The organism is Streptomyces antarcticus (genome assembly GCF_026627255.1).
In the GTDB taxonomy this organism is placed as follows: Bacteria; Actinomycetota; Actinomycetes; order Streptomycetales; family Streptomycetaceae; genus Streptomyces; species Streptomyces antarcticus.
The window spans coordinates 207,312-221,144 of sequence record NZ_JAPNLM010000007.1 but is presented as its reverse complement, the minus strand read 5'-3'; the positions used below and the strand labels follow the sequence as shown (position 1 = coordinate 221,144).

At 73.5% G+C, this 13,833-nt stretch carries 13 protein-coding genes; 2 read left to right on the top strand and 11 right to left on the bottom strand.

Annotated features, from left to right (window positions below; genetic code table 11):
- Positions 1-5: 5 nt before the first annotated feature.
- From OTB16_RS13785 to OTB16_RS13760, 6 genes are all read right to left on the bottom strand, one after another.
- Complete coding sequence (locus OTB16_RS13785; protein WP_267720426.1) at positions 6-650, bottom strand: HAD family hydrolase; 645 nt, start codon at positions 648-650, stop codon at positions 6-8.
- A gap of 73 nt (positions 651-723) precedes the next feature.
- Positions 724-1,689 carry a phosphotransferase family protein gene (locus tag OTB16_RS13780; RefSeq protein ID WP_267720425.1) on the bottom strand — a complete coding sequence of 322 codons (966 nt, stop codon included), beginning with the start codon at positions 1,687-1,689 and terminating at the stop codon, positions 724-726.
- 35 nt (positions 1,690-1,724) lie between these two features.
- Positions 1,725-2,417, bottom strand: a complete 693-nt coding sequence (locus tag OTB16_RS13775) for a StsF protein (protein WP_267720424.1) — start codon at positions 2,415-2,417, stop codon at positions 1,725-1,727.
- 166 nt (positions 2,418-2,583) lie between these two features.
- On the bottom strand, positions 2,584-3,324 hold the full coding sequence (locus OTB16_RS13770) for an SAM-dependent methyltransferase (RefSeq protein ID WP_267720423.1): 741 nt from the start codon (positions 3,322-3,324) through the stop codon (positions 2,584-2,586).
- A gap of 63 nt (positions 3,325-3,387) precedes the next feature.
- Positions 3,388-5,127 (bottom strand): ABC transporter ATP-binding protein, encoded by a 1,740-nt coding sequence (locus OTB16_RS13765; RefSeq protein ID WP_267720422.1) that lies wholly within the window; start codon positions 5,125-5,127, stop codon positions 3,388-3,390.
- The gene (locus tag OTB16_RS13760) at positions 5,124-7,106 is read right to left on the bottom strand and encodes an ABC transporter transmembrane domain-containing protein (RefSeq protein WP_267720421.1); all 1,983 of its coding nucleotides are present in this window, start codon (positions 7,104-7,106) and stop codon (positions 5,124-5,126) included. The genes OTB16_RS13765 and OTB16_RS13760 overlap by 4 nt, the downstream gene beginning before the upstream one ends.
- 273 nt (positions 7,107-7,379) lie before the next feature.
- On the opposite strand from OTB16_RS13760, the gene OTB16_RS13755 reads away from it, so the two are divergent.
- Both OTB16_RS13755 and OTB16_RS13750 read left to right on the top strand, forming a co-directional pair.
- Positions 7,380-7,955 (top strand): dTDP-4-dehydrorhamnose 3,5-epimerase family protein, encoded by a 576-nt coding sequence (locus tag OTB16_RS13755; RefSeq protein WP_267720420.1) that lies wholly within the window; start codon positions 7,380-7,382, stop codon positions 7,953-7,955.
- Positions 7,952-9,238: an NAD(P)H-dependent oxidoreductase gene (locus tag OTB16_RS13750; RefSeq protein WP_267720419.1), complete on the top strand. Its 1,287-nt coding sequence runs from the start codon at positions 7,952-7,954 to the stop codon at positions 9,236-9,238. Before OTB16_RS13755 ends, OTB16_RS13750 begins: the two co-directional genes overlap by 4 nt.
- Before the next feature lie 78 nt (positions 9,239-9,316).
- Here OTB16_RS13750 and OTB16_RS13745 read toward each other — a convergent pair whose 3' ends face one another.
- The 5 genes from OTB16_RS13745 to OTB16_RS13725 all read right to left on the bottom strand — a co-directional run bounded on the left by OTB16_RS13745 (position 9,317) and on the right by OTB16_RS13725 (position 13,773).
- The gene (locus OTB16_RS13745; RefSeq protein WP_267720418.1) at positions 9,317-10,510 is read right to left on the bottom strand and encodes a spore photoproduct lyase family protein; all 1,194 of its coding nucleotides are present in this window, start codon (positions 10,508-10,510) and stop codon (positions 9,317-9,319) included.
- Between the two features lie 195 nt (positions 10,511-10,705).
- On the bottom strand, positions 10,706-12,211 hold the full coding sequence (locus tag OTB16_RS13740; protein WP_267720417.1) for a cryptochrome/photolyase family protein: 1,506 nt from the start codon (positions 12,209-12,211) through the stop codon (positions 10,706-10,708).
- Between the two features lie 488 nt (positions 12,212-12,699).
- Positions 12,700-13,011: a hypothetical protein gene (locus OTB16_RS13735; RefSeq protein WP_267720416.1), complete on the bottom strand. Its 312-nt coding sequence runs from the start codon at positions 13,009-13,011 to the stop codon at positions 12,700-12,702.
- Between the two features lie 121 nt (positions 13,012-13,132).
- Entirely contained in the window at positions 13,133-13,405 is a 273-nt protein-coding gene (locus tag OTB16_RS13730; RefSeq protein WP_267720415.1) for a DUF3253 domain-containing protein, read from the bottom strand.
- Between the two features lie 164 nt (positions 13,406-13,569).
- Positions 13,570-13,773 carry a cold-shock protein gene (locus tag OTB16_RS13725; RefSeq protein WP_010982331.1) on the bottom strand — a complete coding sequence of 68 codons (204 nt, stop codon included), beginning with the start codon at positions 13,771-13,773 and terminating at the stop codon, positions 13,570-13,572.
- Positions 13,774-13,833 lie beyond the last annotated feature (60 nt).

The window sequence follows — 13,833 nt, the reverse complement described above, 5'->3', positions numbered from 1 at the left end:
GGCCGTCACGAGGTGGCCGGCAGGCTCCCGCCCCCGACCGCCTGTCGGAGCCGACGGGCGAGGACCTCGGGCGTGGACACGTGCAGCGTGCGCATCCCGAGTGCGGCCCCCGCCCGCAGGACATTGACGCGGTCGTCGACGAGCAGGGTCTCGGCGGCCGTCGCCCGGCATCTGCGCAGGGCCTCGGCGAAGAACGATCCGGACGGCTTCACCCGGCGCACCCGCCACGACGAGCACACCGAGTCGAAGAGCGCGAAGTGGCCGAAGGCCGCGTCCTTGAGCCGGTCCCAGTGCTCGGCCTCGTTGTTGGTGAGCACCACCGCCAGGCCCGGCCGCTCCCGGCGCAGTGCGCGCAGTGCGCGGAAACTGTCCTCGTACGCGTGCACGCTGTCCGTGTAGGCGCGGTCCAGCCAGCTCCGGTCCGCCGGCCCGCCGCAGGGGCGGCCGCGGCCGGCCGCGACGATCCGCTCGAAGACCCGGTGCACGTGCGTGCCGCCGTCCTCGTACGAGGGCGCCGCCTCCTCGACGCGCCGGGCCAGTTCCGTACGGTCCACGCCGTACCGGTCGGCCACCCGGACGAGGAAGTCCGTCTCCTCGTTGATGTTGTTGTAGAGCACGCCGCCCGCGTCCACGAAAAGCGTCCGTATCACCGTGAGGTCCCTTCTCGGCTCGGTCTTCCGGTCGTTGCCCGCCCCTCGGCGGCGCCCCCGTCCGGTCCTGCGTTCAGTCGCGCAGCAGCGGGGCGTAGCAGCCGCCGTCCCGGTGCGCGCACGCGACGAGCATCCGGTACGGCTCCCACGTACGGAACGCCTCGCGGCCCGGTTTGGCCAGCTCCCGTTCCAGGCCCCACGCCTCCAACTGGATGCTGTGCCCGATCAGCAGGTCCACGCCCGCCCGCGTGCGCAGGAACGGCCGGGCCAGATCCCGTACGGCCTGCCGCAGCCGGAGGCGGCCCGCCGCGTCCGGACCGGTCTGCGCGGTGCCCGCCTCCGGGGGTGCGAAGGCCAGTTTCACCAGCTCGTTCAGGTCCAGGTGCACGGGAGCGAGTACGGCGAACTCGAAGTCGAGCAGCGACACCACCCCGGTGCCGTCCCACAGGGCGTTGACCGGGGAGAGGTCGCCGTGGTTGAGGACGGGCCGCTCCCCGGGCAGCGCCGCCCAGTACCGGTCGAGCGCGGGGAGCAGCCGGTCGAGCTCGCCGTCGGTGAGCACCCCGGCCGCGTGCAGGGACCGCAGCGTGTCCCCCGACTCGCCCGGCGACGCGGCGTAGAACGGGCTGCGCGGCCGGGCCAGCGGAGCGGCGGCGGCCGGGTCGGCCCGGTGCACCGCCCGCGCCCTGGCCCAGAGCTGCCGGGTGGCCTCGATCCGCCGGTCCCAGTCCAGGCCGGCCCAGGCCTCGTCGAGCGGGACGGCGGGGATCCGTGCGGTCGCCACCCACTGCCGGCCGCGCGAGGTGCCGTTCTCCAGCACCCGGGGGTAGCCGACCTCGGGCGGCAGTACGGCCGCCAGGCGGGTCTCCCGCTCCAGGTCCCCGGAGCCCGGCGTACCCGCGACGCGCACCGCGAGAGCGCCGCCCAGCCAGGTGGCGTTGGTCCAGCCGGCCGCCCGCCGCGCCTGCGCGAAGTCCACGCCGTGGCGCCGGAAGACCTCGGCCGCCACCGCCTCGGCCTCCAGCGCTTCGGCCTCCACCGCTTCGGCCGCTCCCCCGGGTCCGGGCGGCGTCACTACGCGGCCATCAGGCGCAGCGAGACGACGAGGCGCAGCGGATCCGGGCCGCCCGGCAGCCGGAACAGCGGCGGCACCTCGTGCCACATGCGGGGGCCGAGCAGCCGGGCGTCGCCGTCGTGGTCGTACATCGGCTCCAGGTAGCCCTCGCGCAGGATGCGCATGGAGCCGACCGAGTCGTAGCACAGGGGGAACTGGAGGTTGAAGCGGTTGAGGTCGGTGTCCTGCTCGGCGCCGTGCGGGCCGATGTAGTCGCCCTCCCGGTAGGCCAGCAGGAAGACGCGTTCGTAGCGCAGTTCGCGGCCGGTGATCCGGTTGACGGTGGGCAGGAGGTCGGCGGCCATCCGCTCGGCCCAGCCCAGCAGCCCGAACTCGCGGAACACGGAGGTGACCCGCTCGGTGTGCTCCGGCGAGTCGGACTTCGCGTCGATGCGCAGCAGCCGGAAGCCGTAGCCGAGCGTGCCCGCCTCGTCGGTGTGCTCCTGCGCGTCCAGTACGGGTTCCCCGCGCAGCAGTTCGTAGGCGGAGCGGGCCGCGGTGCGCAGCTCGGAGACGTCGGCGACCTTCGGCAACTGGGCGCAGCGGTGTGCCGCGTAGTGCGCGCGCAGGTGCTCCACGTCGATGCCGGTGGTGCGGAACCTGTCGATCGAGGCCATGAGCCGGGCGGAACTCTGGGCGGAACTGACGACCACGGAACGCTCCTTCACGGTGAACTGGCTGCCTTTTGGGGGTGGGGTGTCCTGCGGGTGTGCGGATGTGCGGGGTGTCTAGGAGGGAGGCCCGGGCGGCGCGCCCGCGGCGCCCCTGACGAACGGGCGGACGGGCGGACGGGCGGACGGGCGGACGGGCGGACGGGCCTCAGGCGGTGCCGAGCACGATGAGGCGCCGGCTGCCGACCGTGAACGTGCCGCCGCGCTCGTCCATCACGCGCGCCGCGGAGAACCCTGCGGTACGGAACCAGTCGAGGATCTCCGGCGCGTTGAACATGCGGACGCTGTAGTGGGCCCGCTCCACCTTCTCGTCCCGGATGGTGATCTTCTCCGCGTAGTAGCGGCTGGCCACCGCGTCGAGCTCTTGGATGTCGATGGCCATGTCCGCACCGCGGCGCAGGACGTCGACGTGCATCTCGTGGTTGGCGAGCACGCTCGGGATGTGCCGGTACGGAGAGTGCATGTCGAGCAGGAACCGGCCGCCGGGGCGCAGCGCGCGACGGTAGCGGCGGAGGATGTCCCGGTCGGTTTCGTCGTCGAAGTAGCCGAAGGAACTGTACCAGGACACCACTCCGTCGAATTCGGCGTCGAAGGACATTTCGCGCAGGTCGACGTGCTGGTATTCGACGTCCACGCCCATCTGCCGGGCCTCTTCGGCCGCCATGGAGAGGAATCGCTCGTCACGGTCGATGCCGGTCACCGTATATCCCCTGGAGGCCAGCACATTCGCGTGCCGACCGTGTCCGCAGGGCGCGTCGAGAAGGGTGGTGCCGGGCTCGAAACCGCCGAGCCGGATCATGTCCGATGCTTCTTTGGCGCTCAGTTCCGGGGTGAGGTCCGGAAGGTCGAAATGGTCGTAGTCGACGCCGAAAAGGCTGTCCCAATCCACATGTGGCTGCCTTGGATTCATATCTCCAAGGCTAGGACCGAGACCTCGTTTCCGGCAACGATCTCAATTGCCGTGCCAGGCACGCCACAAGGCGGCGTAGGCGCCGTCGGCCGCCAGCAGCTCGTGGTGGCTGCCGAGTTCGCTGACCCGGCCGTCCTCGACCACCGCGATGCGGTCGGCGTCCTGGGCCGTGTGCAGCCGGTGCGCGATGGCGATGACGCTGCGGTCGCTCAGCAGCGCCGCAAGCGCCCGTTCGGCGTGCCGGGCCGTCGCCGGATCGAGCAGCGCCGTGGCCTCGTCGAGCACGAGGGTGTGCGGGTCGGTCAGCACCAGCCGGGCCAACGCCACCTGCTGGGCCTGCGCGGCGGTGAGTTCGTACCCGGCGGAGCCCACGCGGGTGTCCAGACCTCGCGGCAGGTCCGCCGCCCACTGCTCGGCGCCGACGGTCTTCAGCGCGCGTCCGATCTCCTCCTCGGGGGCCGGACGGGCGAGCGTCAGGTTCTCCCGCAGGGTGCCCTGGAAGATGTGGTGCTCCTGGGTCACCAGGGCGATCCTGCCGCGCAGCTCCTCGGTGCTCAGGTCCAGCAGGGGCACCCCGCCCAGTTCCACCGCTCCGCTCCCCGGCTCGTAGATGCCGGCGAGCAGCTTGCCCAGCGTGGACTTCCCCGAGCCGGACGGGCCCACGATGGCGAGGCGTTCGCCCGGGGCGAGGCGGAGGTCGACTCCGCGCAGGATGTCCCGCCCGGGCAGGTAGGAGTACGAGAGGGAGCGCGCGACGAGTTCCTTGCCGCCGGGCCGCGCGCCGGTGGGCCGCCGGTCGGCGGGCAGCTTGCTCACGCCCAGGACCCGCGCGAGGGAGGCGGAGCCGATCTGGAGCTCGTCCATCCAGCTCAGCACGTCGTCCAGCGGGAAGATCAGCTGCCGGACGTACAGGGTGGCCGTGACCACCTCGCCGAGGGTGGCCAGGCCGCCCGTGTGCAGCAGGCCGCCGACGGCCAGCGTGGCGACCACGGGCACGACGTAGCTGAACTCCACCAGCAGGTACCAGGAGCTGCGCAGCCACATCGTGTGCCGCTCGGCCTCGTACGCCTCGCCGAGGGCGCCGTCCAGCACCCGTCGCCGCGCCGACTGCAGGCCCAGCGCCTCGGCTGTGCGCGCGCCCGGCACCGTCTCGGCGAGGTCGTCGCCGAGTGCGACGTAACTGGCGCCGCGCCTGCGGTAGCTGTCGCCCGAGCGGCGCAGGTACCAGCGGGTGCCGGTCCACAGCAGCGGGATGACGACCAGGCTCGGCAGCGCGGTGAGCGGATCGACGAGGATCAGCGCGCCGAAGGTGAACAGGCAGGTCATCACCGCGATCAGGGTTTCGGGAACGGCGTAGCGCACCGTGTTGGTCAGGGCGTCGGTGTCGCGCGAGGCCCTGGTGATGAGGTCGCCGGGCTCGGCGTCCTCCACCGTGGACAGCGGCAGGACGACGACGCGGTCGACGAAGTCCTCCCGGACCTCGGCGGTGACCTTCTCCCCGAACCGGCAGGAGCGCTGGACCGCCCAGTACGTCAGCACGGCCTGCGCGACGAGCGACAGCAGCAGGGCGAGGCCGAGGCGGCCGACCGCGTCGGCGGTGGTGCCGCGGACCACCTCGTCGATGAGCCGGCCGATGAGCCATGGCCCGAGCAGTCCGCAGATCGCGGCCAGGCCGTGCAGCGCGAGCATCCAGGCGAGGTCCACGCGGTGGCGGCGGGCCAGCGCGCGGGCGTGGGCGCGTACCTCCGCCGTCCCGGCGACGGGCAGCGGGGCCCTGCTCATTCGGTGCTCCGGGGGGAGGCCAGGGGGGCGGGCGGTGGGCCCGTAGGCGGGGCTGCGAAGGGGTCGGGGCTCGGGTCCGCGGGTGCGCCCCCGCCGGTCTCGCGCTCGATGACCAGGCGGTACTCCTCGTCGCCGGCCAGCAGTTCGCGGTGGGAGCCCGACGCGCTCAAGCGGCCGCGCGGCAGGAAGGCCACCTGGTCCGCCCGGTCGAGCAGCAGCGGGCTGGAGCTGATCAGCACGGTGGTCCGCCCGGCGCGCGCGGCCCGAAGGCGCCGCCCTATCCGGTCCTCGGTGTGCGCGTCCACCGCCGAGGTGGGGTCCACCACGACCAGCACGTCCGGGTCGGCGAGCAGGGCCCGGGCCAGTACGAGGCGCTGCCGCTGGCCGCCGGAGAACCGGCGCCCGTCGCCGGTGATCTCGGTGTCCAGGCCGTCCGGGAGCGCCTCGACCACGTCCTCGGCCGCCGCCGCGCGCAGGGCGGCGGCGATGGCGGCCCCGTCGGCGCGGTGGTGCGGGTCCAGCGCGTCGCGCAGCGGCCCCCGGAACAGCCGGGAGCGGTTGTCGACGACCAGGATCCGGCGCCGGACCTCCCGCGTCGGCAGCCCCGCGAGCGGCAGCCCGTCGTAGGTGACGGGGGCGTCGGTGTAGCCGCCGAGGCGGTCGGCGAGGCGTACGCCCTCCGCCGGGGGTGCGACCACGGCGAGGAGCACTCCGGCGGGCGCCGTCAGGCCGGAGCGCTCGTCCACCAGGACCGGCGCACGGCGGGCCCGGTCCGGTCCGGCGGACTCGTCGCCGGGACGTGCGCCGGCCGGGGGCCCGGGGGGTGGGGCCACGGGCGCGGGCGGCACGGGCGCGGGGTGCGCGCCAACGGGGGCCATGGGGGCCACGGACGCGTGGCCTGTGCCCACCGTGGCCACCGACGCCGGACGCGCGGAACCCTCAGGCACCGGCACCGGTGCCGGTGCCGGCCGCGTCTCCGGCCGCGTCTCCGGCCGTAGGGCCAGTACGGCCACCACGCGCCGCGCGGCCACGTGGGCGCGGGCGAACCGGTCGGCGGTCTCGGTGAAGATGCCCAGCGGTTCCACGAGGAACGCGGCGTAGGCGTAAAAGGCCACCAGCTCGCCGGGGGTGACCGAGCCCGAGAGGGCCGCCCGCGCGCCGATCCAGGTGACGGTGGCGACCAGCAGCCCGGGCAGCAGCACCTGGGCGGCCCGGATCAGGGCCTCCGCCCCTGCGACCCGCGATCCGGCGTCCCGTACCCGCTGGGACCGCTCGCGGTAGGACCGCGCGAAAGAGGTCTCGCCGCCTACGCCCCGCAGGACGCGCAGCCCGGCGACCACGTCGGTGAGCCGCGACGTCAGCTCGCCCTGGAGTTCGCGGTAGGCGCCCTGGCGGCGATGCAGCGGGCGCAGGGTGTAGCCCATCAGGAGGATGATGGCGGGCAGGGCCACGAGCAGCATCAGGGCCAGCGAGGCGGACTGGTCGAGCAGCACCACGGCCACAAGGGCCACCGCGAACACCGCGCCGACCGTCCGCCCGACGATGTCGAAGGCGTTGCCGATCGAGTTCATGTCCGAGGTGCCGATGCTGACCATCTCACCGCCGTCCACCCGTCGTTCGAGGGATGCGCCGAGCCGGTTGGCGTGCCCGACGACGAGCTGGACGGTGCGGAAGCCGGCCGACAGCGCGTTGTACAGGTTGAGCCGCCTGCGCACGGTCCCCGAGAGGGCCTGCACCACACCGAGGCCGAGGAGCACGGCCGACCAGTACAGCACCGCGTCCATGTCGCCGGGCACGAGGCCCTCGTCGATGGCCTCGCGGATGACGACCGGCATCAGCGCCTGGGATCCGAGCCAGAGCAGCCCGCAGAAGGAGGCGGCGGTCAGCGGGCGGGCGGTACGGCCCGCGAGCCACAGCAAATAGCGGGTGGCGGACCGGATATCCGGATTTCCTGGCTCTGCGACGGGCAGCGGACGCATTGCGCGAGGATAGCGAGCGGGTCCGGTTCGGCGTCAACTCCCGCTATGAACAGGCTCACCGTGTTCAAGTGCGGACGATAAGCAGTCGAAAGGCCGTCCGGCAAACAGCCGGCGGACCCGTCGCGCGGCAGGACACCCGGAAGGTCACACGGAAGGCAGCGCGGAAGAAGGCGTGGAAGTAGCGCGGCAGGTCGAACGGGTTGTTGCCCGAATTCGACCCGCGGTCGTAGCCTCGCTTTCCCGTGCCGACACGACTCACCTCAGGGAATCGCCATGCTGGTTCACGAAACCCCGCTGGAAGGTGCCGCGCTCATCGAGCTGGAGGCTGCCGAGGACGAGCGGGGTTTCTTCGCCCGCTCGTTCTGCCGCGGGGAATTCGAGGCGGCCGGGCTCGAACCGGTGGTCGAGCAGTGCAATCTGTCCTTCAACCACCGCAAGGGCACCCTGCGGGGATTCCACTACCAGCTGGCGCCGAACGCGGAGGCCAAGACCATCCGCTGCACCCGCGGGGCCGTCTACGACGTCATCGTCGACCTGCGGCCCGACTCCCCCACCTACCTCGCTCACTTCGGAGCGGCTCTCACCGCGGAGAACCGGCTGGCCATGCACGTACCCCGGAACTTCGGGCACGCCTACCTGACGCTGACCGACGACGCCGAGACCTTCTACCAGGTGTCCGCCGCCTACACCGCGCGCGCCGAACGCGGACTGCGCTGGGACGATCCGGTGCTCGGGGTGCAGTGGCCGGCAGCGGTGGAACTGGTCTCGGCCAAGGACGCGAGCTGGCCGCTGCTGACCGGCACGGCGCGGCTGCCGCACGCCGACGGCGCCCCGCTGAGCTCGCGATGATCATCGTCGACACCGCGTTGCGCCGGCGCGAGGAACAGGACCGTCCGATCCGCGTCGCCTTGGTCGGCGCCGGTTTCATGGGGCGCGGGCTCGCCCGCCACATCGTCCGCTCGGTACCCGGGATGCGCTTGGCCGCGGTCGCCAACCGGACCCTCGCCAGCGCCGAACGCGCCTGCGCCGAGGCCGGTATCCGGCCCGTACGCGCGGAGACGACGGGGCGCATCGAGGCGGAGGTCTCCGCCGGGCGCACGGTGGTGACCGAGGACGCGTTCGCCCTGCTCGCCGCCGAGGGCATCGACTGCCTGGTCGATGCCACGGGCGCGGTGGAGTTCGGCGCGCGGGTCACCACGGCGGCCATCGGGCGCGGGCTGCCCGTGGTGACCATGAACGCCGAACTCGACGGTACGGTAGGCCCGTTGCTCGCCCACCGGGCGCGCGAGGCCGGGGTCGTGCTGACCGCCGCCGACGGCGACCAGCCCGCGGTCCAGGGCAACCTGCTGCGCTTCGTCCGGGGCCTCGGAGTGACACCCCTGGTGGCGGGCAACGTCAAGGGCCTCCAGGACGAGTACCGTACGCCGACGACGCAGCGGCACTTCGCCGAACGCTGGGGCCAGAACGTACACATGGTCACCAGCTTCGCCGACGGGACGAAGGTCTCCTTCGAACAGGCCGTCGTCGCGAACGCCTTCGGCTTCACGGTCGGCCGGCGCGGGATGTACGGGCGCACGCACACCGGCCACGTGGACGAGCTGACCGCGCACTACGACCCGGACCGTCTGCGCGAGCTCGGTGGCGTCGTGGACTACGTGGTCGGCGCGAAACCCGGTCCCGGCGTGTACGTGCTGGGCACCCACGACGACCCGAGGCAGCGGCACTACCTGGAGCTGTACAAGCTCGGCAAGGGTCCGCTGTACAGCTTCTACGCCCCCTACCACCTGTGCCACTTCGAGGTGCCCCACTCGATCGCGCGCGCCGTCGACTTCGCCGATCCGGCCCTGACGCCGACCGCCGGACCGCGGGTCGACGTGGTCGCCACCGCCAAGCGCGACCTGTCGGCCGGAGCGACGGTGGACGGCATCGGCGGCTACGACACCTACGGCGTGGCCGAGGCCCACGGGACGGCCCGTACGCAGGACCTGCTGCCGATGGGCGTCGCCGAGGGCTGCGTCCTGCGCCGCGCCGTGCCGCGGGACGCCGTGCTCACCTACGCGGACGTGACCCTGCCACCGAACCGGCTGATCGACGCCCTCCGAGCGGAGCAGGACAAGCTGTTCGCCCCCTGACCATCACAGTGAGCGGCACGGGCGCGCGGGCGGCGCCCGGCGCCCGGCCGGCAGGGGCGGGGCTTGCGGGAGTTGCCTTCAGAAGGCGTAGCGGATGCGCAGCCACGGCGCGTGGGTGGCGACGAGCGTGCGCACCGTCTCGACCGCCCCGGCCTTCACGCCGTCGCGGTAGCGGACGTTCGCGCTGCCGTTCTCGGAGCGTTTGGGCTGCTGGAGACCGGGCTGCCACAGGGCGTCCTCGGCGCGCGGGTGCCAGCCGAGGTTGAGCTCGTGGAGGTCCTCGTTGTGCGTCAGCATGATCACCTCCGCTGCCGCCTGCTCCTTCACCGCGCGGGGCAGGACGTCGTCCATGCGGGTCAGCAGGAGGGCCCAGTCCCGCTCCCAGCCGGGCCTGATGACCACGGGCGAGAGGTTGAAGTGGACCTCGTACCCCGCTTCGAGGAAGTCCCCGGCGGCGGCGATCCGGCTCGCCACCGGGCTCGTGCGGATGTCCAGCAGCTTGGAGTCCTCCTGCGGCATGACGGAGAACCGTACGCGGGTGCGGCCGCGCGGGTCGCAGAGCAGCAGGTCCGGGTTGACGAACTTGGTGGCGAAGGAGGCCTTGGCGGTCGGCCAGCGGGCGAAGGCGCGGATCAGATCCCCGACGTTCTCGCTGATCAGGGCGTCCACCGAGCAGTCGCTGTTCTCCCCGATGTCGTAGACCCATGCGGTCGGGTCGCACTGGTTCGCCTCCGGCTTGGGGCCGAGGCGCGCGACGTGACGGGAGAGGTGGGCGGTGATGCGCTCGATGTTGGTGAACACGGTGATCGGGTTGGCGAAACCCTTGCGGCGCGGGACGTAGCAGTAGGCGCAGGCCATGGCACAGCCGTTGGCGTGCCCGGGGGCGATCCAGTCCGCGGAGCGTCCGTTGGGGCGGGTGGTCAGCGTCTTCCGCTCCCCCAGGACCAGGACCTCGCTCTTGATGCGGACCCAGCGGTCGACGTTCCCCTCGTTGCCGTGGAGGTCCGGGATGCGCCAGTGCGAGTCCACGGGGACGACCTCGGCCCCGGGGAAGCGGGCGAGGACCTGCCGCCCGCGCGGCGATGCGGCGGCCGCGGGCTCGGCGTGAATGGCCCGTACGGACAGCAGGCGGCGCGCGGCCGGGGAGTCGCGGAACAGCGGGCCGGCGTCCGCCGGGCGGCGGCTCTCCCGCCCGGTGTCGATGTCCTCCAGGCCGAACAGGGCGTCCGCGTGCCCGTCCGGGCCCGTGGCGTGCGGCGGGGCGGCGCCCATGTGCGTCTCCTGCGGATCTGTCGCGGTCGGCCCCGCGAGGGGGCCGGGCTGGGGGGCTGTGGATGGGGAGCCCGGGATGGGGAGCCCCGGGGGACCGGAGCCCGGGGGACGGGGAGCCCGGTCCGTACTCGCCCCGGCTGGTCTTCCACTGTAGGTGGCCCGATGCCGCACCGGCGGGGCGCGCCCGCGGATGCCTCAGGGCGGGCCGTCGCCCGCGTCGCGGTGGGCCCGGACGACCTGCGCCACGTCCGCCAGCCGGTCCAGCCCCCGTACGGCCTGGGCCATGCGCGGGTTCCCCTCCAGCCGTGCGCGGTGCCGGTCCAGGAAGGACCAGTAGCCGACGGTGTACGGACAGGCCCGCTCCCCCGTACGGTCACCGGGCCGGTACCGGCAGCCCCCGCACAGGTCGCTCATCCGGTGGATGTAGGCGCCGCCGGAGGTGTAGGGCTTGGTGGTCATCAGCCCGCCGTCCGCGTACTGCGACATGCCCACCACGTTCGGCAGCATCACCCAGTCGTAGCCGTCGACGAAGCAGCGGTGGAACCAGTCCGTCACCTGCGCCGGTTCCCAGCCCTGCTGCAGCGCCCGGCTGCCGAGGACCATCAGCCGGGGGATGTGGTGCGTCCACCCCGTGTCCCGGACCTGCGCCAGCACGGTGGACAGGCAGCGGGCCCCGGGCGCGTCCGCGTCCAGCTCCGCGAACCACGCGGGCAGGGGCGCCGTGTGGTGCAGGTCGTTCCGGTGCCGGTACTCCTCGCCGAGGTGCCAGTACAGGTTCCACACGTACTCGCGCCAGCCGCAGACCTGCCGGACGAACCCCTCGGCGCTGTTGAGCGGAACGAGCCCGGCCCGCCAGGCGCCTTCGGCCCGGCTCACGCACTCCCACGGATCGAGGAGCCCGAGGTTGAGGGAGGAGGACAGCAGGCTGTGGCTCATCACGGGGTCGGCGGCCAGCATGGCGTCCTCGTGCGCGCCGAAGCCGGCGAGACGGTGCGTGACGAAGTGGTCGAGCGCGGCCAGCGCCTCGCGGCGGCTCGCGGGGAACAGGCGCGGGCCGTCGCGGCCCACGAAGGTGATGCCCTCCTCGCGTTCCCAGCGGTCCAGGTCCCGCCGGACGCCCTCGTCGATCTCGTCCTCCCGGGGCCGGTACGGCCCCGGCGCGCCCAGGGTGGCCCGGCCGCGGGGCGGGGGCTCGCGATTGTCGTGGTCGAGGTTCCAGCGGCCGCCGGCCGGCCGGTCCCCTTCCATCAGGATGTCGTGGGTGCGCCGGGTGTGCTCGTAGAGGTTCTCCTGGAGCAGCCGCCGGCCCTTCTGCCGTGCGGCCCAGTCGGCGAACTCCCGGTGGCCGACCAGGAACCCGCGGGCCGGGTGGACCGTGACCTGCGGCAGCGAGTCCACCAGCGCGAGGGCCGCGCGGGAGGTGGGGTGGTGCACGGAGACGGGTGCGTCACCCACGGCGCGCGCCAGGCCTTCCCGGTAGGTCTCCGCCTCGACGTACCGCGCGCTGTGGCCGAGGTCGGCGGCCCGGTGGCGCATGGCGCTGAGGACCAGATGGGCCTTGGCCCGGTGGAACCGGCGGCGGCGGAAGACGGCCCGGGACTCGATGAGCAGCCATTGGGTGTTCCGCGGCCTCCCGCCGGCGGCGGTGGCGGTGAAGTGCGGGCCGAGCTGGTCGCCGAACAACCAGTGCACTGGACTCATGGCCACATCCAAGCAACCCGGCCCGTGCCCACCAGGGCCGACGCGGCCGTCCCGTCCGGCTCGAACGCCCGTACCGCGACGCCGGCCCGAAGGTGCGCGACCGGGGCGAGGGCCCGAGGCTGGAACACGTACGCCGTGCCGGGCACGGCGGAACCGCGGAGACGGCCGGACGGCCGGACCTCGTGACCGCCGGTCCTCCCCGCCCGCCTGTCCTCCCTGACGGCAGGTGCGCAGGGTGACCGGACGCGACGCGACCCCGGAGGCGTTCAAGGGCCGTCACCCTGTGGGGCTGCCGGTGAGGGGCGCCTGAGCCGTGCTGGAAGCCCGCGTCACGGTCGGATACCGGCCAGACGTACGGGGACGGCCTCGCCGGTATCCGCCCAGACGTCCGGGGTGCCGTGCGGGCCCCGCACGAGGCTTCGTACGCCCGCACGGTCCCCTTGCGCGCCGGGTCGCGCGCCGGGTCATGCGCCGGGTCATGCGCCGGGTCATGCGTCGAGCGCGGCCAGTCCCTCCGTCCAGCGGGCGCGCCGCTCCTCCGCGCTCTGCTCCCACCAGGGGACGCCACGTTCCCCGAGCGCCACCTTCGCCGTCTGCACCCGGTCCCGGGCGGCGCGTTCGGCCTGCGGGTCGTCGGCGCGGCGGGCTGCGCCGACCGCGCGCCGTGCCGCCATCAAGTGGACGCGCAGCCGTGCTCCGGCGTCTTCGTCCAGGGCCGGATCGGTGGCACGCCACCGGCGGCCGTCGATGACGACGTGGTGCCCGTCGGGGGTCGTGGCCGGCCTGGGTTTCGAGCTCACGGCCAGCGGCTGCCCAGCCTCGGCCCCGGTCAACCCTCCCACCGCGGATCCCGGGGGCACCCGACCACAGCTCCGGCCCGATCCCGCCGGACGATCGCGCGTCAGGTCCGGGCGGGTCGTGTCAGGGGGCGCGGCGGATGCGGATCGGACCGCGTGCCCCCGCCGGCTCGACGGGGCGGCCTGCCTGAGTGATCTCCACTTCGCCGGTCGCGACCAGCCGCCGGGCCGCCTGCCGGGCCGGTTCCATGAGCGCGCGCCAGCCGTCGCCGTCCCCGTCGTACACGGCCCGGGCGGCGTCGGAGGGGCAGATCGTCGCGGTCGGGCCACGCCGCTCCAGCAGTTCCAGGATCGCCCGCTCCAGGCGGCGGCCCGTCTGCCGTTCGCTGTCCGTCACCCGACCAGTGTCGCAAAGGCGAGGAAAGCCCGCTTCGGCCTCCCCTCTCCCGCGAGCCGGAGCCCGAGCCGCACATGCCGGAGCCCGGCCGGCAAACCGCGCCGGCCGGGCTTTCATACGGCAACGCCGCTGAGACCGCGGCGCCCGTCATGAGCGGGGAAAGCTCAGGCGGGGGTGATGTTCTCCGCCTGGGGGCCCTTCTGGCCCTGGGTGACGTCGAAGTTCACCTTCTGGCCTTCCTGGAGCTCACGGAAGCCGGAGCTGGCGATGTTCGAGTAGTGGGCGAAGACGTCCGGGCCGCCGCCGTCCTGCTCGATGAAGCCGAAGCCCTTTTCCGAATTGAACCACTTGACGGTTCCGCTGGCCATGTGTCCTCCAAGGGACTAGAAACCGGTCCCGCACCGTGCGGGAGCCGGAGGTGATCGCCC